Source organism: Marinococcus halophilus (genome assembly GCF_002265875.1).
GTDB lineage: Bacteria > Bacillota > Bacilli > Bacillales > Marinococcaceae > Marinococcus > Marinococcus halophilus.
Genome location: NZ_NPFA01000001.1, coordinates 218,069 through 242,418 on the forward strand (window position 1 = coordinate 218,069; position 24,350 = coordinate 242,418).

At 46.8% G+C, this 24,350-nt stretch carries 19 protein-coding genes; 1 reads left to right on the plus strand and 18 read right to left on the minus strand.

All coding sequences use genetic code 11. From position 1 onward, the window contains the following. The first annotated feature begins 203 nt into the window (after nt 1-203). The gene (locus CHL76_RS01135) at nt 204-1,337 is read left to right on the plus strand and encodes a GGDEF domain-containing protein (protein WP_094907600.1); all 1,134 of its coding nucleotides are present in this window, start codon (nt 204-206) and stop codon (nt 1,335-1,337) included. A gap of 60 nt (nt 1,338-1,397) precedes the next feature. Here the strand turns inward: CHL76_RS01135 and CHL76_RS01140 are convergent, their stop codons facing one another. From CHL76_RS01140 to CHL76_RS01220, 18 genes are all read right to left on the minus strand, one after another. After that, nucleotides 1,398-3,758: an FdhF/YdeP family oxidoreductase gene (locus CHL76_RS01140; RefSeq protein WP_094907601.1), complete on the minus strand. Its 2,361-nt coding sequence runs from the start codon at nt 3,756-3,758 to the stop codon at nt 1,398-1,400. Between the two features lie 126 nt (nt 3,759-3,884). After that, nucleotides 3,885-4,241, minus strand: a complete 357-nt coding sequence (locus CHL76_RS01145; protein ID WP_094907602.1) for a Na-translocating system protein MpsC family protein — start codon at nt 4,239-4,241, stop codon at nt 3,885-3,887. A 57-nt stretch (nt 4,242-4,298) separates the two neighbouring features. Then, on the minus strand, nt 4,299-5,552 hold the full coding sequence (locus tag CHL76_RS01150; protein ID WP_094907603.1) for an L-lactate MFS transporter: 1,254 nt from the start codon (nt 5,550-5,552) through the stop codon (nt 4,299-4,301). Nucleotides 5,553-5,693: 141 nt separating this feature from the next. Beyond that, entirely contained in the window at nt 5,694-5,822 is a 129-nt protein-coding gene (locus CHL76_RS17340; protein WP_269845141.1) for a hypothetical protein, read from the minus strand. Continuing rightward, nucleotides 5,806-6,969 carry an MFS transporter gene (locus CHL76_RS01155; RefSeq protein ID WP_094907604.1) on the minus strand — a complete coding sequence of 388 codons (1,164 nt, stop codon included), beginning with the start codon at nt 6,967-6,969 and terminating at the stop codon, nt 5,806-5,808. Before CHL76_RS01155 ends, CHL76_RS17340 begins: the two co-directional genes overlap by 17 nt. Before the next feature lie 148 nt (nt 6,970-7,117). Beyond that, nucleotides 7,118-7,471, minus strand: coding sequence for a hypothetical protein (locus CHL76_RS01160; RefSeq protein ID WP_094907605.1), 354 nt, complete (start codon nt 7,469-7,471; stop codon nt 7,118-7,120). Between the two features lie 85 nt (nt 7,472-7,556). After that, a complete protein-coding gene (locus CHL76_RS01165; protein WP_094907606.1) occupies nt 7,557-8,756 on the minus strand; it encodes an ROK family transcriptional regulator in 1,200 nt (399 codons plus the stop codon). Between the two features lie 85 nt (nt 8,757-8,841). After that, on the minus strand, nt 8,842-11,886 hold the full coding sequence (locus tag CHL76_RS01170; protein WP_094907607.1) for a glycoside hydrolase family 2 TIM barrel-domain containing protein: 3,045 nt from the start codon (nt 11,884-11,886) through the stop codon (nt 8,842-8,844). A gap of 11 nt (nt 11,887-11,897) precedes the next feature. Further along, nucleotides 11,898-13,958: a beta-galactosidase gene (locus tag CHL76_RS01175; protein ID WP_233133180.1), complete on the minus strand. Its 2,061-nt coding sequence runs from the start codon at nt 13,956-13,958 to the stop codon at nt 11,898-11,900. 46 nt (nt 13,959-14,004) lie between these two features. Beyond that, nucleotides 14,005-14,853, minus strand: a complete 849-nt coding sequence (locus CHL76_RS01180; protein ID WP_233133181.1) for a carbohydrate ABC transporter permease — start codon at nt 14,851-14,853, stop codon at nt 14,005-14,007. Beyond that, nucleotides 14,850-15,761 carry a carbohydrate ABC transporter permease gene (locus tag CHL76_RS01185; protein WP_094907720.1) on the minus strand — a complete coding sequence of 304 codons (912 nt, stop codon included), beginning with the start codon at nt 15,759-15,761 and terminating at the stop codon, nt 14,850-14,852. Before CHL76_RS01185 ends, CHL76_RS01180 begins: the two co-directional genes overlap by 4 nt. 59 nt (nt 15,762-15,820) lie before the next feature. Beyond that, on the minus strand, nt 15,821-17,152 hold the full coding sequence (locus CHL76_RS01190; RefSeq protein ID WP_094907609.1) for an ABC transporter substrate-binding protein: 1,332 nt from the start codon (nt 17,150-17,152) through the stop codon (nt 15,821-15,823). A 241-nt stretch (nt 17,153-17,393) separates the two neighbouring features. Then, nucleotides 17,394-18,146, minus strand: coding sequence for a YveK family protein (locus CHL76_RS01195; protein WP_233133182.1), 753 nt, complete (start codon nt 18,144-18,146; stop codon nt 17,394-17,396). 202 nt (nt 18,147-18,348) lie between these two features. Continuing rightward, nucleotides 18,349-19,356, minus strand: a complete 1,008-nt coding sequence (locus tag CHL76_RS01200; protein ID WP_094907610.1) for an ATP-grasp domain-containing protein — start codon at nt 19,354-19,356, stop codon at nt 18,349-18,351. Between the two features lie 40 nt (nt 19,357-19,396). After that, complete coding sequence (locus CHL76_RS01205; protein WP_094907611.1) at nt 19,397-20,836, minus strand: lipopolysaccharide biosynthesis protein; 1,440 nt, start codon at nt 20,834-20,836, stop codon at nt 19,397-19,399. Nucleotides 20,837-20,884: 48 nt separating this feature from the next. Further along, nucleotides 20,885-22,231 (minus strand): ArnT family glycosyltransferase, encoded by a 1,347-nt coding sequence (locus CHL76_RS01210; protein WP_094907612.1) that lies wholly within the window; start codon nt 22,229-22,231, stop codon nt 20,885-20,887. Between the two features lie 90 nt (nt 22,232-22,321). Beyond that, a complete protein-coding gene (locus tag CHL76_RS01215; protein ID WP_094907613.1) occupies nt 22,322-23,437 on the minus strand; it encodes a glycosyltransferase family 1 protein in 1,116 nt (371 codons plus the stop codon). Nucleotides 23,438-23,453: 16 nt separating this feature from the next. Further along, the gene (locus CHL76_RS01220) at nt 23,454-24,350 is read right to left on the minus strand and encodes an ATP-grasp fold amidoligase family protein (RefSeq protein WP_233133183.1); all 897 of its coding nucleotides are present in this window, start codon (nt 24,348-24,350) and stop codon (nt 23,454-23,456) included.

The window sequence follows — 24,350 nt, forward strand, 5'->3', positions numbered from 1 at the left end:
GTCAACGCATTTAAATAACCCCTGCTTTTTTTATTTTCGGTTCTGGATTTATCAGGACGCGTTAGTACTAAATAATCAGCTGGCAGGCTTTTGATAAAATGTCCTTTTTACTCATTTATGCTATTTCTTTTGATAAAAGCGGTTTTGTGCAATAAAGATGATATGATTGAGAAGAAAGCCTGTACAGGCACGCAGGCGGAAAGATGCATTCCTTTCTGCGGGCAGGAAAACATGAAGTCGTGGAGGATTTTATGCTATCGGGATTTTTTATAAACATTACTATTCTCATATCCTTTATCTATTTGTTTCACCGTTTATTGTATAAGACGCCTTTAAGCACGTCTTCCCCGGTAAAACAAAAATTGGCCGCCGGCATTGCCAGCGGCTTTCTTGGCCTTGTCCTGCTCGTATATACAATTCCACTGAACGAAACGACCATCATTGATCTACGCCTTGTACCGGTCACATTGATGGCGGTTTTTGGCGGATGGATGCCGACTCTGATTACCGGAGGTATTCTTGCGTTCGGCCGGCTGCTGATGGATTTCAGCATGTCTTCCGTGCCCGCGATCCTGCTGCTCGGCCTGAGCGTTGGTTCAGGGGCTCTCATTCACGCCCTTGTTCAAAACGTCTGGCAGCGGGCGGGCTGGATGGTGCTTGTGACCAATGTGTACATGACCCTGCTGCTTTCCCAGCTGCTGCCTTTCGACAAATGGGCAGCTGCGGCTCTTTTTTATTCTTTCGCCTCTCTTTTGGGCACGGCCATTGCGGTTTATATGTTTGTCCATCTCACGCAGGTGAACCAGATGTTTAACCGCTACCAGTACCAGGCCTACCGGGATAATTTAACCACGCTCTACAACCAGCGCGCCTTTCAGGAGCTGCTCGGGCAGGCCGCCGAGGAATATCCGGCAAGCAACCGCCCCCTGTCGCTGTTGGTTCTTGATATCGATTACTTTAAACAAATCAATGATACATACGGGCATCTTGAGGGCGATATGGTTTTAAAGCAGCTCAGCCATGTAATTGTTGCTTCTATCCGGCCGGATGATGTGGCTTTTCGCATCGGTGGAGAGGAATTCGGCATGATTTTGTATGACTGCGACGAAACCCACGCGTTAACCATTGCCGAGCGTATCCGCACTGATGTCGCCCGCACTCCGTTTATCCTTTCCGGGCAACCCGCTCCCCAATTCATTACCGTGTCCATTGGGGTTGGATCCTACCCGGCGCCCGAAAAAAACGTCCATGCTTTGTATGAGCTGGCAGACCAAGCACTGTATCAGGCCAAACGGCAGGGACGCAACTGCGTCTGTTCACCAGAATCAGTAAGTTAGTTAAGCCAAAAGAGCTGCTCGTTCAATAGACAGCTCTTCATTTATACTATTAGTCTTTCATTACGCGCCCGGCGTATCCTCGAGGTCATCTACCCGTTTCTCCAGATACTCGGTATCCTTGCGGGCGTTGAATTTTTCGGCTTTTTCCACTTTTACGCTGATATTGTAATCCGGGATCTTTGCAAACTGCTCGTAGCGTCCTTTTGGCAGCAGGAAGTTACCTTCTGGAAAATGGACGCCCAGGTTGCCCGGAGCCATATCAGCCATGCGTACCCGGCCCTGGAACACACCGTACCGGTTGTACAGCACCACCGCTTCGCCGTCCGTGAGCCGGTTGGCTCTGGCATCCGCTTCATTCATCAGCACATCGTACCGCTCTGCGCCGTTGATCGGATCGGTCGTTTTGTACACCATTGAATTAAACTGCTTGCCCCGCCGGGTCGTGAGGTAAAAGTCTCCCGGCTGCCGGTTTAAATCCGGGATTTCGACCGGGATCAGATTGCCGCGGCCGTCCGGTGTCGGGCAGACGCCGCCTTCGCACAGCCACGCACCACCCCACTGGAACACGTCACCCTGCTTTTTCAAATGCTGGACACCGTCGTAGTTCGGGTTTGCCTTCGCCATTTCCTCGCGCACCTCGTAGCCGTCCTTGAAATCAACCAGGTGGGCGGTTTCCGGCTTCACGCGTTTGGCGAGGTCAATGTAGATCTTCCATTCCGCGCGTGCTTCTTCGATTTTATTTTTGTTGCCTTCAATTTCCGGGGAAAAGTAAACCATCCGCTCGGTCGACGTTGATGTTCCGCCGTCCTCCTGCTCGTAGCGGGTTTTAGCCGGCAATACAATCACCGCTTCTTTCGCGTCCACAAGCGTCGACGTATTCAGGATAATGTCCTGATGAACGCGGACGTCAAGCTCCGAGAGCGCCTGTTCTACAAAGGCCGGATCCGGCATCGTCTCAAGGAAATTCCCGCCGGACAGGTAGTACATTTTGATTTTACGTTCGTGATCTTGTGGGAGCATAATGTTTTCAAGCGTCACGCCGACCACATCGCCCTGCCATTTCGGCACCTCAAAACCCCATAGCTTCTCAATCCGTTCGATGTTACCGCCCTTAAAGTCACCGCCCGGAAGCACAAACGGGTCGGCACCCATTTCCCCGCTTCCCTGCACGCTCGAGTGGCCGCGAAACGGCATCAGGCCGCTGTACTGGCGTCCGAGAAAACCTCGCAAAAGCGCGAGATTAGCCACCTGCGAAATGTTGTCGGTCGCAAAGGAATGCATCGTCAGCCCGAGGGCCCAGGCGAACACCGCATTTTTGCTGCGGGCGAGCAGATCGGACAGCTCAATAATCCGCTCCTGCGTTACCCCGGAGGACGCCGTAATTTCCTCCCAGGACTGAGCAGCAACCTGCTGCTTCAGCTCCTCATAGCCATTCACGTGCTCCTCGACGAAGGAATGATTGATCGCGGAACCCGGTGCCTCTTCCTCCATATCGAACCAGTGCTTCATGATGCCGTGCATAAACGCAATGTCGCCGCCGATATTAATCTGGTAAAAATCATCCGCCACCTTGGTTCCGAAAAGTGCCGACTCCGGATTCGACGGAATCCAGTACTCATCCATCGACGGCTCGCGGTACGGATTGATGACGATTATTTTTGTCCCCTTTTTCTTCGCTTCCAGCATGTACTTAGTGGAGACCGGGGAGCTGTTGGACGCCACGCTCCCCCAGAACATCAGCACGTCGGTGCCGATCCAGTCCTGATAGTTGGCTGTCGATGCTCCGACGCCGACGGAGCGCTTGAGCGCCGTCTTGCTCGGCGAGTGGCAGATTCTCGACGCGTTGTCGATATGATTCGCTCCGAGAAACCGTGAAACCTTGGCAGCCACGTAATAGGATTCGTTCGTAATACCGCGAGATGTCAGGTAAAACGCATACTGCTTCGGATCCAGTGCTTTCATTTTATCCGCAATCGTGTCCATGGCCTCATCCCAGCTGAGCCGGGAAAATTTGCGCTCCCCCTTGCGGCGGATCATTGGATAAGGCACGCGGCCAAGCTCGCGCAGCTCAGTGCTCGAGTATTCACGCAGCTCATCAATATCCTTATTTAAAATCTCGTCCTCCACTGCGGGCATCGTATTCAGCCGCAGGACGTTCAGCCGTGTCGTACAGATGTGCGGCCCGCTGAGCGTCTGGTCATACAGCCCGGAGACCCCGAGCGCGCAGCCGTCACAGACGCCCTTTGTAATAATATTTTTGGCGTAGCCGAGGTTGTCCTTATTATTCCAGGCAATCTTCATCGTATCCCGGATATGCTTTGGCTTTACTTTGCCGAGCCCGAACGGAATCGGGCTTACCCAGTGCTCCGGTGCCGGCATTTTTGCTTTTTTCATTGGTCCCTGATGCTTTGTCTCTCCCATAACTGACCACTCCTCTATATGTAATAATAAAAAAACCACTTCACGCCCCGGAGCCTGAATCGCCCGGAGCGCAAAGCGGTTGAGTCTTTTGCAGGGTCGCTGCGAAGTGCCTAACCGGCTGTATGTTTAAGTAAATTTCTCCTGAATGTTGTCACTGAATACAAAGATCGACATGCCAAAGTCCTTTTCGATATCAATATCCACATACAAATCGACGAACGTGCTGCCGAGGAATTCCTCCATCTCCACCGGATGGTTCTTTTTGTACATGTCCTTGACCATCTCGGTCCGGGCCGCCCGCAGCATCTGTTCCCCGTTGTCCGCGGCGGCAATAAACTTTTCCACCGGCGACAGATTGCCCTCCATCTCACAGATGGCCCAGTGCTTGCAGAAGGTCGTGCTGATTTTGCCCGGGCCCTTGCCCATATGCCGTTTGCGAAATGCTTTGACCAGGTTGCTGAACTCAGCTTCGTATTTGCTCATTTTTTTCACCTTTACTATATTAAGCTCTCTAAATTTTATGCCCGGCGGCCGGAAAAATCAACTCGAAAGTCTCTCTTTTTTGGCCGGCTCAGCGTTTGCCTGCTTCAGCTGGCGGATGTCGACCCGGATCAGCAGGGATACGAGAAGTGCGACGATAAACATGCTGCCAAAAATCGAAAGCGTGAGCGCGTAGCTCTCGGTGACGCTGCGGATCCAGGAGGCCAGCAGCGGTCCGGCAAGCCCGGCAGCCGCCCAGGCAGTCAGCACGTAGCCGTGAATGGCGCCCAGCTGCTTGGTGCCAAAGATATCGCCGATATAGGCCGGGATGGAAGCAAAGCCTCCGCCGTAGCACGTCATGATCAAAAACAGTGCCAGCTGGAACAAGAGTGCCACGGTCAGGTTCGGCAGCGCAAAGAAAGTGACAATCTGGATCAGGAAAAATGCCGTGTAAACATTCGGGCGACCGAGATAGTCGGAAATGCTCGCCCAGGCAATCCGGCCCGCGCCGTTGAAAAAGCCCATCAGACCAACTGTCGTTGCCGCGGCGGCCGCCGACAGCCCGGCAATTTCCTGAGCCATCGGGGAAGCGACCGATAAAATCGCAATTCCGCACGTCACGTTAATGAACAGCATCACCCACAGGTACCAGAAGCGGCGCGTCTTGACTGCTTCATTCGCCGTCAGCTGCGCCATGTCCGGTTTCTGTTTTCCAGCAGCTGCGTATTCCTTCATGTAGCCCTCCGGCGGACGCTCGAGATACAGCGCCGAGCTCATCATCACCGTGAAATACACGGCCCCCAAAATGAAAAACGTCCATGGAATACCGACGCCTTCAATGAGAGACGCCATCACCGGGCTTGCGATCATGGCCGCAAAGCCAAATCCCATAATGGCAAGGCCGGTCGCGAGCCCCCGGCGGTCCGGGAACCATTTCACAAGCGTCGACACCGGGGTAATGTAGCCGATGCCAAGGCCAATCCCGCCAAGTATTCCGTACGTTATGTACAACAGCCACAGGGACTCCAGCATCGTCGCCGCCCCGGATCCGATCATGCCGAAGCCGAAAAAGCTCGCGGCCACCATTCCCGACACCCGCGGCCCGTGCTTTTCAACGAAATGGCCCATAAAGGCGGCCGAAAGCCCCAGAAACAGAATCGCAATACTAAACGTCAGCGACACCGCGCTTAAATTCCAGCCATACGTGTTAATGAGCGGATTGGTGAAGACACTCCAGGCGTAGACCGAGCCGATGGAAATATGAATCCCGACAGCCGCGAGCGCAATCAGCCAGCGGTTTTTTGTTTTACTCATCTTTCTCACTCCCCAATATGTAATAAAAAAAAGCGCCGCCTGTGCCGCCGGGAGAAAAATCCCCAGACGAAAACAGAACGACGCTTAGCTTCAGGCAGGACCTCTGCCGAAATACCAATGTAATCGTTTCCAAGATTATACTCATTTAAAACCGCCAACAGGACCGCTGCCGCGATGTTTAAATGTTACAGCTTTATGAACATCTTTATCATAGCTGTTTTTGGGCTGAATTTCAATTGTTTTTTCTGATCGTTTACGTTTTCGCTTCACTCCCCCGCACGCGCGGCGCCCGGTACGCCATCAGCGCAATTCCCATGGCGACTACGACGAGTGCACTTCCGGCCCAGGAGGTGGCTGCGACGACGGATTGTTCCACGACGATGCCGCCGAGAATGGAACCAATCGCAATACCAACCTGGAGCGCCGATGTGTTGACGCTCTGCTGGATGTCCGACGTTTCCGGGGCGACTGCAATCAAATAACTCTGCTGCGCCGGGGCGATCGACCAGCTGAGAATACCCCAGATGATGACAGCTGCGATAAAGAGAGCCATCGAGTTTGTCGCAAACGGCAGGATGAATAGGATCACCGCAAACGATGCGATGAACGTAAGCGACATTTTTTTGGATCCGAACTGGTCGGTCAGCCAGCCGCCGACGCCTCCGCCGGAGACCGCAGCGGCACCGAAGATGAAGAACATGGCGCTGATCCAGAACGAGTTCAGCCCCATCGTTTCCTGCATGAACGGATTAAAGTAGCCGTACAGCGTGTAGTGGCCCGCAAGCACGAGCAGCGTCACGCTGTGAATGCCGACGATCTTGATATCTTTGAGCGAGCGGATCTGCTGGCCGACCGTGACCACCTGCTCCGGCTGCATGCGCGGCAGAAAGCGGACCATGAGCGCACCGATCAGCACCGTCAGCACTGCGATCATGACAAAGATGATCCGCCAGCCGAACGCCTCGCCGATAAGCACGCCGAGCGGCACCCCGAGCACGAGCGCCGAGCTCACGCCCATCGTGACGAGTCCGATGCTGCGGGAGCGGTATTTGGCTTCCACAAGCTTCGGTGCCATCGTGAGTGCGAGCACGATAATGAGAGCGGCGCTGGCCGCTGTCACAAACCGGGCGGCCATCAGCACCGCAAACGTCGGAGCAAAGCTTGCACCGATATTCGCGATGGCAAACACCGCAAGCGCCCACATGTAGACGGTTTTTCTCTCCACGTTGGACGTAAATGACAAAAGTAGCGGCCCTGCCACCGCAAACACGAGGGCAAAAATTGTAATCAGCTGGCCCGCAATCGCAATAGAAACCCCTAAATCGTCCGAAATGAGCGGAAGAATGCCGCTGATAATCAGCTCGACCATGCCGACGATAAACGCCGACACCGCCAGTAAGTAAACACGTGAATTCATAAAGCAATGACCTCGAAAGACTGTTGCGTCTTCCGTCCCTTTCTATCCTAAAATATTCTATTTCAGTCTAACATGAACCTGACATTGAAAACGATATGCGGCCTGCACGAAAAAAGCAGCACCCGAACCGGGTCCTGCCTTCTCTCATTTATATCAGCTGCACATTTGGTGTCGTTTTTTCGTGGTTCTGGTACTGCCTGGCCATAATGCCTTCCGGGGTGATTTCCCAATCGGTGATCGAAAGAACCAATTCGTGCCGAAAACCGGTCAAACGGCAGGAGGCAAGCTCCTCTATGTGTACCGGACGTCCCTGCAGTTCTTCCAGCAGCTCGTACGTTTCCGGCTTCCACATCATATATTCATCGTAGAAAAAAGGAATAAGTAATCCTTCCTTTCGCTCCTTCGCCTGTTCAAAGTTAACAATTGCACTATCACGAAAAAGAGATCCGATGTCTTCCCAACGATCCGAACGTATCTGAGCAGCAATGAATGTGTTTCTCATCAGTGACAACTCCTTTCCTCCATCTATTCCCAGAAGAAAGGAAATTTAGACATGAATGGTGAATGTTTTATGAGAAAAGCTTACTTCACTGCGGCTGAAACAGTTCCACGAGCAGCAGCGCCACCGCGCCCAGCATCGTTGCCTGGCTACCGAATTCGGTAATGACGACTTTCGTCTGCTTGGCCTGCTGGGTGAGAGCACGCTCCTGAATGGTCTGCCGGATCTGGTCGAGCACGTACTTCCCGGAGGCTGAGACCCCGCCGCCGATAATGATTTTGGTCGGGTTGATAATATGAATCAGATTAGTGAGCCCGATGCCGAGATATTCGCCGGTCTGGCGGAGAATGTCGGCTGCGAGCGGATCCCCCGCCTCAGCGGCGGTAAATATGATTTCTCCGCTCACACGCCCCAGGTCGCCCTCGATTAATTCCCATATCTTGCTCTCGGAATGATTTTTTAAGCTTTCCACAGCCCGCTCCGCAACCGCCGGGCCGGAAGCGACTGTCTGCAGACAGCCGTTGCTTCCGCACGCACAGCGGCGGCCGTGCACGTCAATTGCCATATGCCCAAGCTCCCCGGCGATGTCGTATTCCCCGTGGTAGAGCTCCCCATTGATCACGACGCCCGAGCCGATTCCGCGGCCAACGTTCACCGCGACCATGCTCGTAACATTTTCACCGCTCCCAAACCAGGCTTCACCGAGCGCCATGGCGCGCGCATCGTTTTCCACTTTAACGAGAAAGCCAAATTCCTTTTCCAGTTCTTCTTTAATCGGTATGTTTCGAAGATGCAGGTTCGGCGCAAACAACGAGGTTCCTGTCGAAATATCGACGACTCCGTGCATGGCCACACCGATACCGATCACTTTATCCCGCATGAGCGGTATTTCATTCAGTAAATCATGGATCCCTTTTTTCACGACATTCAAAAACGCCGTTTCCTCCATCAGGTTAATGTTTGCTCTCAGGTGATGAATGACTGTGCCGGACAGGTCGGCAAGGCCGAATTCCACTTCTGTCGGACCGGCGTCGAGGCCGATAATATAAAAATCGCTGCTGTTGATCACAAGCATCGTCGGTTTCCGGCCGCCCTGGGAATCGCCGAGACGGCTTTCTTTGACGATGCCCTGCTCGATCAGCTCACGCACATTCGCGCTTACCGTCGGCGGCGTCAGATTTGTTTCTTTCGCAATCTGAGCACGTGAGATCGGGCCCTCGCTACGGATTTTATTTAAGACAATCGATTTATTAATGGACTTCATCCATTGAAAACTGCCGGTTTGCATAACTGTTTCCCCCGTTTCGCGGCCCCTGGTTCTTCTTCCACGTGCCCTGATGCAATGCATAGAACCTGCGCGGATTTTCTATGTCCTATTCCCCACACAGACGCAGCTGAAAATGGAAAGGCTCGGTGTACAGCCGGTACGGCTCCAGCACATCCGGGCCGCAGCTGGCTGAACCCAGCCCGTGCTGCTGGTGGTCGAGCTGCACCGTCACATAGTCCGCTTTCACCAGTTCATGACGGTGACGGGCCTGTTCCATATTTTCCCGGGTATACTCCTGAATTGTAAAGTCAAAGCGCTCGCCGCGGGCCTCCGCCGTTAGCGATACAGCTCCTCCTTTGATGGTTACTTCGCGTACGTTGTGGCGGTTTCCATTTTCCTGCGGAAAAATGTACGGCGTCATCAGCTCCGGCACCGGGGACGACCAGGAGCCGCGGCGCACCGACTGCCGGCTATCGCGATAAGCCTCTCCCGGCCCCAGGCCGAGCCAGTCCACCTGCTGCATCGACTTAGGCACCGTCCATTCCATGCCGATCCGGGGCAGTGTTTCCGGATAATCGCCGTGCGGCACCACAGAAACATCTATATCCACCGTCCCCGAGGGCGCAATAATATATGTCCAATCGACATCCATCCCCCACGCAAGCCCCGGGGGCGCGACGCTTTCCTGAACGGCCACATACACCACTTCGCCGTGTTCGGTCACTTCGACTTTTTTTGTCCGCGTAAGCAGATAATGGAGCCCGGACAATTTCCACGTGGTCTCCGATGGTACTGGCTTCCATTCCTTCTGCCCCCAGCGGTCATTATCAATCGGCGCCCGCCACAGATTCAGCTTCGGCCCGTGCTCGATCAGCGGCTCCCCGTTGTGCGTCCATGCGTTCATTCTGCCCGTCTGCCTGCAGAACGCGAGGTGCGTTATTTCCCCGGAAATAATCCATTCCGTGGGCGTCCTTGTCACCGTGAGCGCAGATGCACTGTCGCTTTCGACCGGCATGTCACCCGGAAGCACTGCCTCCTGCAGCACGTGCTCGCTCCAGGCAATTTCGTGGCCCGCCGGTGCCCACGGTGTGTCTTCCTTCAGCGAGCATTCCACCGACAGCACTACCTCTTCGCCGGCTTCAGCTTCCACGGTTTCATACGGAATACTGAGCAGCTGCGACGTGCGCGCCGGTACTTCAATACCGCGGAGCTCGCCTGCCTGAACAGTGGTGCCGTCGATTTTCACCTGCCAGTGCCACGCGAGGTGTTCCGTGCCGAGAAAATCATACTCATTCACGATCCGGTAATTCCCCTCATTATCCGCTTCCATCCAGATCGGCTGGATGATTTTTTTGTATTCCCGGAGCGCCGGGGAAGGTGTGCGGTCCGGCATCAACAGACCGTCAATGACGAAGTTGCCGTCGTGCGGATATTCCCCGAAGTCGCCGCCGTAAGCGAAATACTTCTTACCATCATCCGTCGTACTTAAAATGCCCTGGTCGATCCATTCCCAGACGAACCCGCCCTGAAGCCGGTCGTGGCGGCGGATCGCTTCCCAGTATTCCTTCAGCCCGCCCGGACCGTTACCCATCGCGTGCGCGTATTCACACAGAATGTGCGGTTTTTCATAATCCGTGCGTGCCCCGAGCCGGTCCATCACTTCGACACTTGTGTACATGGTCGTAAACACGTCGGAGGCGGTCGGGTCCTGATCCGGCTGATTCCGTACCGCTGCTTCATTCATCAGCTGGCGTGTTTCGCCTTCATAGTGCACGAGACGCCCCGGGTCACGATCCTTCGCCCAGTCGGCCATTGCCTGGTGATTCGGGCCGAAGCCGGACTCATTGCCAAGCGACCACATGATGATCGACGGGTGGTTTTTGTCGCGTTCCACCATCCGCACCATCCGGTCCAGATAGGCCTCTTTCCATTCCGGATCCTGGCTGAGCTGGCTCCAGTCGTTTATCACATCAAAGCCGTGGCACTCCAGGTCTGCTTCATCGATCACATACAGTCCGTAACGGTTACACAGGTCGTAAAAGGCCGGCGCGTTCGGATAATGCGCGGTGCGCACGGCGTTAATATTGTTCTGCTTCATTAACAGCACGTCTTCTTCCATGCGTGCCGCACTCACCGCCCGTCCGGTTTCCGGATCGTGGTCGTGGCGGTTTACACCCTTCAGCGTAATCGGCACGCCGTTCACGAGAAAGACACCGCCCTTCAGTTCGACAGATCGGAAGCCAATGTCGTGGACAACCCGGTCCACTTCTTCCCCGCTGTCGTCTCGTACCACGAGCACGAGCTGATATAGATACGGCGACTCCGCCGACCATTTGTTTGGATTCGCTACGTGCATATCCGCGCTTGTTCCCGAGCTGTCCGCCGGCAGCTGCGCCGTACCGATTTCTTCTGCCCCGTCATACAGATAGGCGTCGACCGTATAGGCTTCCTCCGCCCGGTTTGTGTGCACGTCTATCCGGCAGACCGCGTCCCGGTACTCCTCGTCGAGCAGAGTACGAACGAAAAAGTCATTCACATAGACGGGCGGCTTCACCTGCACGGACACGTCGCGGAAAATGCCGCTCATCCACCACATATCCTGGTCTTCGATGTAGCTGCCGTCCGACCACTGGTACACCCGCACGGCGATATGATTGGTGCCGGCATTCACAAGCTCCGTCACATCAAATTCACCTGGCACCCGGCTGCCCTGGCTGTAGCCGGCTAACTGGCCGTTCACCCAGACGTGAAAGGCGCTGTCGACGCCTTCAAAGGCCAAAAGCACCGTGTGGCCCTCCGGCACCTCCGCCAGTTCAAAGGTCCGCCGGTAGCTTCCGGTAGGATTTTCGGACGGAATGTTTGGCGGGTCCACCGGAAACGGATAAATCACGTTTGTGTAATGCGGACGCCCGTAGCCGTGCAGCTGCCAGTGCGACGGCACGGCGAGCGTATCCCAGTTTGCATCGGAAAAGTCCGGTGCATGAAAGCCTTCCGGTGCCTCCTCCGGCGACGGTGCATAGTGAAATTTCCAGTCACCGTTCAGCAGCGTGACGTTCCGCGCGCCTCCCGCTTCGCTCTGTGATACGAATGAGGCCCGGGCCGCCCGGCGGTTCCGCTGCAGCGTGGTTAAGTCTTCCCAATCTCTTTGCATAACAATGCCTCCTACTTGGACTGTTTAATAATCGTGATGCCGCGCGGTGGGAGCGTGAGCGTTTCATGAACTGCTTCCCCGCTCACCAGGTTCGTTCCGGTCAGTTTCTTGGACGTCAGGCTCTGCTTTTGCTCGCTGAAGTTGGAGACAAACAGGTATTGATGGCTGTTGTTTTCGCGTTTTTGGACAGTCATACCATGCGGAAGCGGCACGTCCACCAGACGTTCGACCCCGCTCTCCCTCAGGACGGAGGCGTAGAAATCATCGTAAAATGATTCCTCCGGGCGGGCGGCTATATAATACGCCTGCCCGCCCCCGTAACGGTTTCGGGTAAGTGCCGGCCGCCCGGCATAAAAATCGTCCCGGTACGCAGCCAGCACCTCCGCCCCTTCCGTGTGAATCAGGTCGCACAGCTCGGTGAGCGTGTATTCGCCCCCGAGCTCCGGCACGTCTGCCCGCTTAATCATGGTATTTTCTTCGCCGTCGCCGAGGCTGTCGATTTCCTCGGACCAAATGCCGAGCACCTCGCGGAGCGGTCCCGGAAACCCGTCCAGAAAACACAGGTCGTGTCCATCCACAATGCCGGACCAGTACGTGGTGATCAGCGTGCCGCCGTTTTTCACAAACTCGGCAATTTTTTCGCCCACGCCTTCTCGCACCATATACAGCATCGGGGCAACAAGCACTTTGTATGGCGACAGGTCTTTGTCCATACCAATCACATCCACCGGCACACCCTGCTTCCAGAACGCCTTATAGTGATCCTTCACAGTGGCTTCGTAATGAATGCCGCTGTTTCGCGGCCCCTGGGCGTCCTTGACTGCCCAGCGGTTTTCGGTATCAAAAATCACCGCCACTTCCGGCTGCACCGTCGTTCCCGCTAGCTCTCCCGCGGCTTCGAGCGCCTGGCCAAGCTCAGCGACTTCCCGGAACACCCTCGTCTCGCTATGGCCGGCGTGATCCACCACCGAGCCGTGAAACTTTTCGCTCGAGCCCCGGCTTTTCCGCCACTGAAAATACTGCACCGAGTCGGAGCCGTGGGCGACTGCCTGCAGGGATGAGAGCATATGCACCCCCGGCTTTTTCAGCTTGCTGAGTGGCTGCCAGTTGGTCGTGCTCGGCGTGCTTTCCATTAGAAAGAACGGCTCGCCGTCCTTCATTGCCCGGAACCAGTCATGGTTCATGCCTACCCAGGCAGCAAGATCCGTGTCATCAGCCGCGTAATGCCACGTCGGGTACGAATCCCAGGAAATAAAATCGACGACTTTAGCGAATTTGGCATAATCCAGTTCGTCGAAGGCCTCCATAAAGTTGGCGGTTGCCGGCAGCTTCGGGTTGGCTTCGCGGAACGGACGGAGCTCGTGCTCATAAAAATCAATCGTCTGGTCGGTAACAAACCGTTTCCAGTCCAGGTTCAGCCCGTGCACCATCGTTTCGCCGTGCGGCGCCGGGGATTCAATCTGTTCCCAGGACGAATACGTGTGACTCCAGAACGTCGTCCACCAGTCATGGTTCAGCTGCTGGAGCGTACCGTATTTGTTTTTCAGCCACTTGCGAAACGCTGCCTGGCAGAGCGGACAGTGGCACTCGCCGCCGTATTCGTTTGAAATATGTAGCCCGATCACCGCCGGGTGATGGGCGTAGCGTTCGGCGAGGCGGGTGTTCATCTGTTCTGTCTTTTCCCGGTAGACCGGCGACGTATAGCAGTGATTATGGCGCAGCCCGTGCAGGTTGCGCTGCCGGTGCTCGTTTACCCGCAGCACCTCCGGGTACTTTTCCGACATCCACGCGGGCCGGGCACCACTCGGCGATGCCAGAAAGGCGTAGATGCCGTTCGCCTGGAACTGATCGAGAATCTGGTCAAGCCAGCCGAACGTAAACGTCCCTTCCTCCGGCTCCAGGCTCGCCCAGGAAAAGATGCCGACCGACATAACGTTGCATTTGGCTTCCTTCATCAGCCGGATATCATCTTCAAGCTTGTCGGGATAATCGAGCCACTGCTCGGGGTTGTAGTCCGCCCCGTGCAGAAGCGTTCCCGGCTTGGGGAAAATGGATTGGTAGTCGCGTGCCAACAGGAATCATCCTTTCACCGCTGTAGTATTTTTGCTTTTCAGAAACCTATTCCTTGACCGAACCACCGAGAATCCCGGCAATAAACTGCTTCTGCAGAACCAGGAAGAAGACCATGATTGGTACGACGGAAATGGCTGCCCCGAGCATAATCTGCCCGTAATCAATGTCTGACAGGCCAACCAGACTCGACAGCGCCACCGGCAGCGTGTACATTTCGCCGGAGTTTAACACGACGAGCGGCCAGATAAAGTTGTTCCACTGGAACATAAACAAAAAGATCGCGACAGCCGCTAGTGCCGGACGCATCGTCGGCAGCACAATTTTAAAGAAGATCCGGAACTCCCCGGCGCCGTCCACCCGCGCAGCCTCCAGAAGCGTCGTCGGGATTGCCTGCATGTTCTGGCGCATAAGGAAAATCGCGAACGGATACGCGAGCTGTGGCAGAATGACCGCCTGGTACGTGTTCAGCCAGTTGAGCTCCACGAAGATCCGGAACAATGGAATTAATGTTACGTGATACGGAATCATCATCGACAGCAGCAGCACGAAGAAAATGACGTCGCGGCCTTTAAACTTAAACTTCGCAAACGCGTAGCCCGCCGCGCTGCATATGAGCAGGCTGAGCACGGTAAACGAAATGGCAATAAACAGCGAGTTAAATACGACGCGCAGAATGCCGATGGATTCATTTAAGTTGATAAAGTTCTCGATCAGGTACGTGCCGGGAAGCAGCGACGGCGGAATCCCGAAGATCTCGCCCGACGGATTGGTTGCCCCGATCACCATCCAGTAGAACGGAAAAATGGAGATAATGACGCCTACTGCAAGCAGGACATACAGCACGATTTTTTTCGACAGATGTTTTTTTGGCGTATTGGCTGTTGAAGTACTCAATCCCGATCACTCCCAAGTCTCAGCTGTATCCAGGACAATACAGCGATAATAATTACGAGCACATAAGCAATCGCCGAAGCGTAGCCGAAGTCAAAGTAGCGGAAGCCCTGGTCATACAGGTACATAATAACCGTCAGGGTGCTGTTGTTCGGTCCGCCGTTCGTCAAAATATACGGCTCGTCAAACAGCTGGAGCGTACCGATGGTCGAAAGCACGACTGTAAACAGGATAACCGGCTTCAGCTGCGGCAGGGTAATGTAGAAAAACTGGCGCACCTTGCCGGCGCCGTCAATGCTAGCGGACTCGTACAGATCCTGGGAGACGTTCTGAAGGCCGGCGAGCAGGATAACCATATTGTAGCCTGTCCAGCGCCACGTAACGACGAGCATGATCGACACCTTCGCCCAGAATGGGTCATTCAGCCAGGACACCTTTTCCAGGCCGATCGTGGAAAGCACGTAGTTGACGATCCCGTAGTTGCCGTCCAGAAGAATAATAAATACGATCGAAGCTGTAACAAGCGCCGTCACGGACGGAAGGAAAAAGGATACCCGAAAAAAGCCGTTAAAGCGTATGAGTGCTGAATTAAGCATGACCGCAAGCAGAATCGCGAGCGTAATCATGATCGGCACCTGAATGATCAGAATGGTAAACGTATTAATGAGCGACTGGTAAAACAGCCCGTCGTTAAAGAGCCGTATGTAGTTCTGGAAGCCGACAAAGCTCATTACGCCCCCTTCACTCGCCTGAAAGCTCAATAGAAACGAGGAAATGACCGGATACACCGTAAAGACAACAAACAGCAGCACGGCCGGGAAAACGAGAATGTACGGAAAGGTTTTCGGGGTAATCCATTTCTTTTTGGTTTTCGTCTTTTCTTGGGCGTGCTCCGAATTGACGTTTTCCATGTTCGACATATTGGACCTCCTTATAAAAATGGGAGAGCAGGCGCTCTCCCCTTCATTCATTATTGTGATGTTTCCCGGCCGGTTTCACTGGCCAGCCGTTCGACCGCGTTGCTCATGACCTTGCTAGGATCATTGCCCTCGAGAATGACCGAGGACTGCGCGTCCATGATCACATCTTCCGCCCGCGGGATGTCGGAGTTGTAGACCGGAGGTTCAATGTTTTCGGTCGTATCAGCAAGCAGGCCGTAAACCGGTTCATTGTTAAAGTATTCCACCGGCTCTTCAAAGATTGGATCCTCATACGTGCTTGTGAGCGACGGGAACAGTCCGTACTCTTCAAAGGCCTGAATTTGTACGTCTTCATTGGTTGTAAAGTATTCGGCGAACGCATAGGCCGCGTCCTGGTTTTCCGAGGATTCCAGTACCGCCAGGTTGGATCCGCCGGAGTTGGCTGCCTGCGGCGTGCCCTCTTCAAACGTCGGCAGCTCCATGACGCCCCACTGCCCGCTCATGTCCGGAGCCTGATCCATAATGGTTCCGCTGTACCAGGCGCCTGTCGGAACCGAAGCCACATCGCCGTTTACAGTTGCCCCGACCATTGCATCCCAGGTGTTAGCGTTATAGATTAATTCCTTCTCGCTCATTTCCGCCATCAGGTCCATCGCTGCCTGAGCTTCGTCCGTATCGAGCTGGATTTCGCCGTCCTCGTTAAAGTAGTTGACCCCCTGCTGGTTCAAAAACACGCGGTACGGGGAATCATCGGAGGTCACCTGCACCGGCAGCATGAACGCGTCCGTCTCTTCCACGACCTTTTCACCGGCGGCCACGTAATCATCCCACGTTTCAATATCGTCCGGATTCACCCCGACTTCTTCAAACAGATCCACCCGGTAAAATACACCGGCCGGGCCGATGTCCCACGGCATCGAAACAAAGTCGCCGTTTTCATCCTGCGCGGCATCCACTTTAAATTCGGTGAATTTGTCCGCGTGCTCGTCAAAGCCGTTTTCCGAGAGGTTCATGAATCCATCCGGAAATTGGGATTTGTAGTTTTCCAGCTGGGACGATTCAAGCGAAACCACGTCCGGAAGGCCGGATCCGCCGGAGCCAAGACCAACCGTCAGCCGCTCGTACACGTCATCGGTCGAGCTGTCCTGGACTGTAATTTCCACGTCCGGATGCTCTTCCATAAACTGCTCAGCCGCCTGCTCCAGGGACGACGCTGCCACGTTCCACGACCATACTTCCACTTCGCCACTCAGTTCACCGTCGCCGCCTCCGCCATCACCGCCGCTGTCCCCGCTTCCGCCCCCGCTGTTTCCGCTGCATGCCGTTAACAGACCTACCGACGCTGCCCCCGCTACTGCCAATTTCCAATATGATGTTTTCATGAACCCATCCCCCTCAAGTGTATTACCAGCTTTTGAAAGTCGTGTATGTAGAATATATTAAAGCGTTTTCAAAAGTTAGTAAAGTAAATTAATTAACTTAGTATTTATTAAACAGTATTTTGAAAGCGGTGTCAATTTATATTTTGACTCATTTTAATAAATAAAATTGAAAATTAAAAAGGATTATCTTATTTTTAAGAATAACCCTTTTTGCTCCAACATATTTAATTAAAGTTTATAGTTATGAAGTTTTGCGATCTTTTTCACGGATATTAGACCTGGAATTTGTTTTATTGTTTAACGAATTATTAACTTCATTCTCAGGCATAATTGGAACAGTACCAAGAATAGGAAGTTTTAAATTTTTCTCTATATCTTGTTCACTTTTGATCGACTTATCGAGGAATTCTAGTACAAAAGCCAGACTTACCGCGACTATTAAACCTATTATTAATGCTATTCCTAAATTTAATATAGGTTGAGGTGATACCGGGGCGTTAGTATCTTCGCTTAAAGCTTCAGATAGAACACTTACATTGTCTACATCCATTATGTTCGGGATCTCATTTTCAAAAGTTTGGGCTAAAGTATTTGCTAATAACACTGCTTTTTGCGGGTTTGTATCATTAACCGTAACAGTAGCTACTTGAGATTCTTCTTCAGATTCGACATTAATTTTAGCTTGTAAATCCGAAGTAGAGCCATCAAAATTGGTTTCTTCTATTACTGGCTCTAAAATAGCTGGACTAGTCATAATAATGTTATATGTACTCACAAGTTCTCTACTTGATTGCAAGTCTGTAGAAGATATTTCTTCGTTTCCATTTTGAGATTGATTAACTAAAATTTGGGTGGAGGCTTCGTATTTCGGTGTCAAAATAAAAAACGTAACAATAGCACTTATAATTACGGCAATTAACGTAATAGACAGGATAAAAACTATTCTTTTTTTTAACACTTGATACAATTCTTGAATACTAATATTTTCTTCCATGATTTCCTCCATACTTAAACATAATTAATAATTTTAAACTATCTTCACGCCCAAGATATTTAATAACTTCTTTCTAAATTAAACTATACCATTGACTGGTAATTAATGCATTATCCTTATTTATACTAGTAATATCATCTAACAAAAGACACATTTATATTTTATTTATACTAATGTGTTTAATAGCGTGCAAAATTCCAACTTAATTTACTGTTTTATTTAAATAACTAATAATACTATTAGTGTATTCTTCAGCTAAATCAGAGCTCCCACCAATTTTTTCCCATTTTTTATTTTTCATAGTAAAATAATAGGGAGATTTCACAATAGTATATGGCCCAAAATGTGTGCCTTGAAATTCCACTAAATAAAACTTTTCACCGTCATAACAAATATCTAAAGATACAAAGGGAACGTCTAGTTTCTCATAGATTTCCTTTGAATAATCTAAAAGACCTTCAGGGGGATCTATAAAGCCTAATTTCCCACTCCCACTTGCACGAAAATCATTTTTTTTTACTTTTCTATTCAATACATAATATTTTTCGTTAAAAACTAGCACTTTCCAGTCTTCTTCAAGATTAGGCACCCATTCTTGAAGAACGTATCTTCCAATATAAGTGCTTTCTTTTTTGAACTCGGAATACTTTCTAAATATATACGATTTTAAAAATTTTTTAAATTTAAAACTTAAAAAGTTCTGTGGCTTATTATATTTTTTTAATAATTTTTTCACATCTTTTGAATTATTAACTTTAAAAACGTTTATACCACCTGCGCCAGATAATCTTTTAAATACGGCAGGGTATTTTATTTTATTTGAATATTTTTCAAATTCTTTTTCTGTTGCTAAATAGATAGCATTCAATGAAGATATATTTTTTTTCTTTTTTAGTAATTCTTGATAACCTTTGTTTTCATGAGCTTTGAATATTTCATATTTTGGTATTAATATATTTTCTTCAGCTAATTCTAATAATAAGTCATCTATATATTCTTTGTACTCTAATTTTTGGGAACTAGAATATATTATGTATTTCCCTTTAATGTCAACATTTTTATTTATGATTTCATCGTACTGGTACTCTTCTATTTCGAATCCATTATTTTTTAAAATAGCTTTAACTTTATTTAAATCTATGCTTATTTTTGGTGACAAATCTTGTCTAACAAATCCCGCGTAGTCTTTAATTATTACAATAGTTTTCATGATAAAATCCCCTTATCCAATCAAATTAACTTTTAAATTATTAATTGTTTGTTTTTAATTGTTTTCTTAATTGATTTTTCAACAGCTCTTTTGTATTCACAGAATTCAATAACAAGCTTACTAACAAGTAAATTATTGCACCTAAGATAATTTTCACAAGTAACGAAATTATTAAGTTATTTATTCCCACAAAATATATGCATAAATACATTATTCCTGAGGAAATAGTTATTTTCATTAAATTCATCCATGGTTTTTTCACCTTATAAACTTTATTTTGGTAAAAAAAGCTTAGCAACATAGCTATAAAAAATGAAGCAGTTGTAGCAAATGCAGCACCATTGATCCCATAACTATTAAGTAAAAAATAATTTAAAACAATGTTTATAGTTATTGCTATTAAAGAAGGCAGAAAAAAGTATTTAGCTTTTCCAGATATTTGCAAACCAATATCAAAATAATAGCTTTTCAATCCTTGAAACAAAGTAGCAAATACTATCAGTATAAGTAATTCACTAGGTATATTGTATTCACTGCCTATCATAACATTTTTAAATTCTTCTATTATAGCAATCATACCAATTACAGAAGGGATAGATATAAAAAATAGCATGTTTGAATAATTATAAAATTGCTTTTTACCTTCTTTTTCTCCTTTCTCACTGATTTTACGGAAAATTAATGGAAGTCCGGCCAAAGAAATAGAGGTCATTATCATGTAAAGCAAATTATGTAGCAAATCATAACTTACTGCATAATTCCCATTGGCATTTAAACCTAATATAGCAGAAATCATTAATTTATCTATATTTTGCATAGCTACTCCAAGTGCAAAAGAAAAAGTAATTGGTAAGCCATATTTTAGTATCTCTTTTTTAGTATCTTGATTCACATCTCTAGAAAATTTTCTTATTTCTAAATTTGACTTAAAATAAAATATCAATATGCTTAATAAATTCCCACTAGCGACTCCAATTAATAAGCCCGCCACCCCAGCTCCATAAAAAAGCAAAATTGTTGTAACAATTATTGTCAAAAATTTATTTAAAGTTTGAACTTGAGAAATGATCTTAGGTTGTAACCTGGAACGATAGTATATAATAAACATCTCATAAACAGATAACAAAACCATCATTAGGAAACCGAAAAAGAAGTAAACACCAATTGAAAAATAATATTCAAAAATTATACTTAATATCATGGCTATCGAACCAACTATTAATAACACCTTTATATGTGATTGAAAAAAAGTATTATTAAATTTTTCTATTTGGTCTTTATTATTATAGAATTTTAAAAAGCTAGATCTTAACCATTGAAAAAACAAAATATTTACTAAACTAACTATTACAGTAATTAGGGAAAACAAGCCATAACTGTCTGGGGAAGCTAGTCTAGTATAAATTACGACTCCTAAAACACTTAAAATAGCTGGAATTAATTTCCCTATAAAGTATATTATCGAATGTTTAATTAACAATTTACCACTCTCTTTTACCTAACGTAGAACTTAAATCAAACTAAGTTCTCAATCACTATTATATCTCGTTTTTTCATTCAGTACTTTAGTTTTGTTATAATCCCAGGCAGCAACGAACAAGATAATAAAAAGGTATAAATATTGTAGTTTATGCCTTATAGCTGTACCTACATTAGAATCAATTAAACCATTAGCGATTAATCCTAAAAGACAAAAAGCTATCAAAAAAAAGAAACCTTTTTTATATAAAGAATAATTTATTATTTTTTTAATATTTTTTAAAATGTAAAAAGTCATTATTATTAATACAATGCTTTCTAAAAAACTTATCGCTTGTTGAAAATCTGTTATTTGCCAAGGAAAAGGAGTATATACGAAATATATCAATCTAATAGGGGAGTAAATGATTAAATCGAAAATACTAGAGTAATTCATCCACGCTAAATACGCCGTCTCTCCATCTGTACGGTAATTCATCTCTTCTGATATGTAATTCAAATTTAAATAACTTAAGTAACCTGAAACATTCAAGATAAGAAAAGCAATAATTAAACCGACAAAAGAAAAAATAACTGAAAAAATCTTGAGATATTTATTTGAATTCTTCCAAAAATGAACTATAACAAATGGAAATAGTATTAATGTAACCAATACTGCATTTTGTTCTCTTATTAAAGCACTGAAAATAAGCGCGATTAATACCCCAATGAGGTTTTTAATTTTGAAATCATTGAGCCAATTTATAAAAAAATATATAAGTAATGTGATGAAAAAAATAGCTAAAGATTCCCGCATTTGCATCGAAATGAAAAAAATATAGGTAGGCCATAAAGCTATAATAATTGATGTTAGGTAAGCAACTCTTTTATTGAACAACTTCAAACAAATTAAAAATATAACATAAATGGTTAGGGCGCCAAAAAATGCATTTAATAATTGCATATAAATTGGATTTTCTCCTAATAAAAAATAAATGATAGTTGTCAATATACTATAAGGTTCAAACCCATTCCCAACATCAAAATAAAAATTTCCAGCATGCCAACTGGGAAGTAACTGAGAAGCCGTTAAATCCCAATTGTTATCATATTGATAAGGTAAAATTCCAAATATACTCATAAAAAACACTGTTATAATTCTTAAAAAAAATGCAAGAAAAACAATATTCATTAATTTTTGAGATACAGTACTAGCAATAAAATACAATATTGAACTACTAATCAAAATACATAGAATAACTTTGATCAAAGCAAAAACATGGTTTTCTGAAAAATGTGTAAATGGCCCATTAGATGCTAATAAAGAAACAATTAAACCTATTGTTGAACCCGTGAAAAATATCAAGAATTTTTCTGTTTTACTTACTTTCAATCCAAGCATTGATATATTTTTCATTACTTACCACCTTATTCTCTGTGAAGCAAATAAATTGATTAAATTTGAATTAAAAAACTTAATTAGTTTAAACAATCGCTTTAAGACTTATTAATGACTACGTTTTAAATAAAATTCTTCATACCATCTAGCGGTAGAATTTATATCATAATCTGAATTTTTAATTAGATCATAACCATCCTTTCTGTCAAATTCATTTAACGTGTTAACTACTTGTTCAGCCCAGTAATGCGAATCTTCATTCAATGGAACATATTTCACTTGGTTTGTCACATTTACTTCTTCAGTTATTTGATCAGAAATTATGCAGGGAATCCCTGCAGCTTGTGATTCTAAAACTACCCCTGGGAAACCTTCATGTGTTGAAGGGAAAACTAAAACATCGATAGCTTGTAGCAAATCTTGAATATCTGAACGAATTCCTAACAAAATTACGTTTTTGCTCATCTCTAATTTTTTAATCTTTGTTTCTATTTTTTCTTTATATGGACCGTCGCCTATTAATATTAGTAAAGATTCGGGATATATTTTACGTATTTCGTTAAATATATCTAATAAAAACAAATGATTTTTTTGAGGTTGAAAACGTCCAATATGGCCTACTAATAACTCTCTTTCGACATTGAATTTCTCTCGCATACTTTCTCTAATAGTTTGATTAAATTTAAATTTATCAGCTTTTATAGCATTGGGCACTACTTTTACTTCACCTGAACTTACTTTCCTTTTACCGAATTTACTATTGCCAGCAATTTTAGAAACTGCAAACATATCAGTTACTTGAAAGCGGCTTAATTTTTCTAGTATTTCTTTTACCAAATTGATAAAAGATAATTCTCCTCTAGTTCCAGCTCTAGCATGTGCTACTCTAGTAACCACTCCATTCTTTCTAGCTAAAAATTGATATATAAATGCCGTAGTTAACATATGCCCATGTACTACTCGATGATTAGATATTAATTTAAAAAAATTGTTGACTTGCTTAAAATATTCAAAAAAGTTTCTAGGACTGAAACTCGGCACTCTGTATACTTTGCCGCCTAAATCATTGATTTCATCTTCAAAGTATCCTTTTTTTTCAGTATGAACTAAAAAATCAAATTGCACTTTGCTTCGATCTATTTGTCGATATATATCCATCGTTCTACTTTCAGCACCACCAGTGTCTAAATTACCAAATACATGTAATACTCTAATAGGTCCCATTGAATATCCTTCCAAATTATTTAATTTTTTCCGGCAGAATAAATTTCTCGCCTAATTGGTAGTCGAAATAATCCGGATAAAACTTTTCGTAGCCACTTAACAAATAAAATGTTAACTCTCCAAAGTAAATCTTATCGTTTATTAAATATAAATCGACTCTTACTTGAGGAAAATCTTCAGCTAAATCTTCAGCGATTTCTTTCATTTCCTGTAATTTATTAGGTTTTTTAATAACTCCATTATAATTTTGAACATCGCTTTTAATATTTAAATATTTCCATTCTAAATCGTAAAAGTTTCTTTTATGGTCTTCATATCGATCAATATCAATCCAAACTATTTCGGCTTTTCCATTTATACAAACAAATTTATAATCATTGATACCCTCGAATTCATTGTCGTTATCTTCTAGTAACATTTCACAAATAATTTTAGGCTCAATATTATAATACGCCCACTCCCTACCTAATTTTGCAGTTCTTTTTTTCACCCATTGATTCAAAGTCATTATGGTTTTATTTTTGTCTAATTTTTCTTTGTCTTTACATATTATATTTGTATGACTTCCGTTCGTTGTTTTTAATACGAATTTCTTGGGAAGTGATTGAAAATTGATTTCTTCCCCACGACTATATAAACCATATAATGGGATCAAAATAGAATCGTAGCCTTTTGCTGATACATATTCTCTTACACTATATTTATCTGCGCATTTAGTCATTAATGGATCACGATAATACAATTTATACCATTGAATTTTCTCATTGAATCTTTTAGGAGACTTCAAGTTTAATTTTTTTCCCATTTTAATGAAATATTGCAAATGAATCATTAACCTATCCGGTAAAAAATCTAATAAACCTAACAATTTTATCCTAGTTTCTTGATTTTTAATAAGTTCTTTATATTTCAA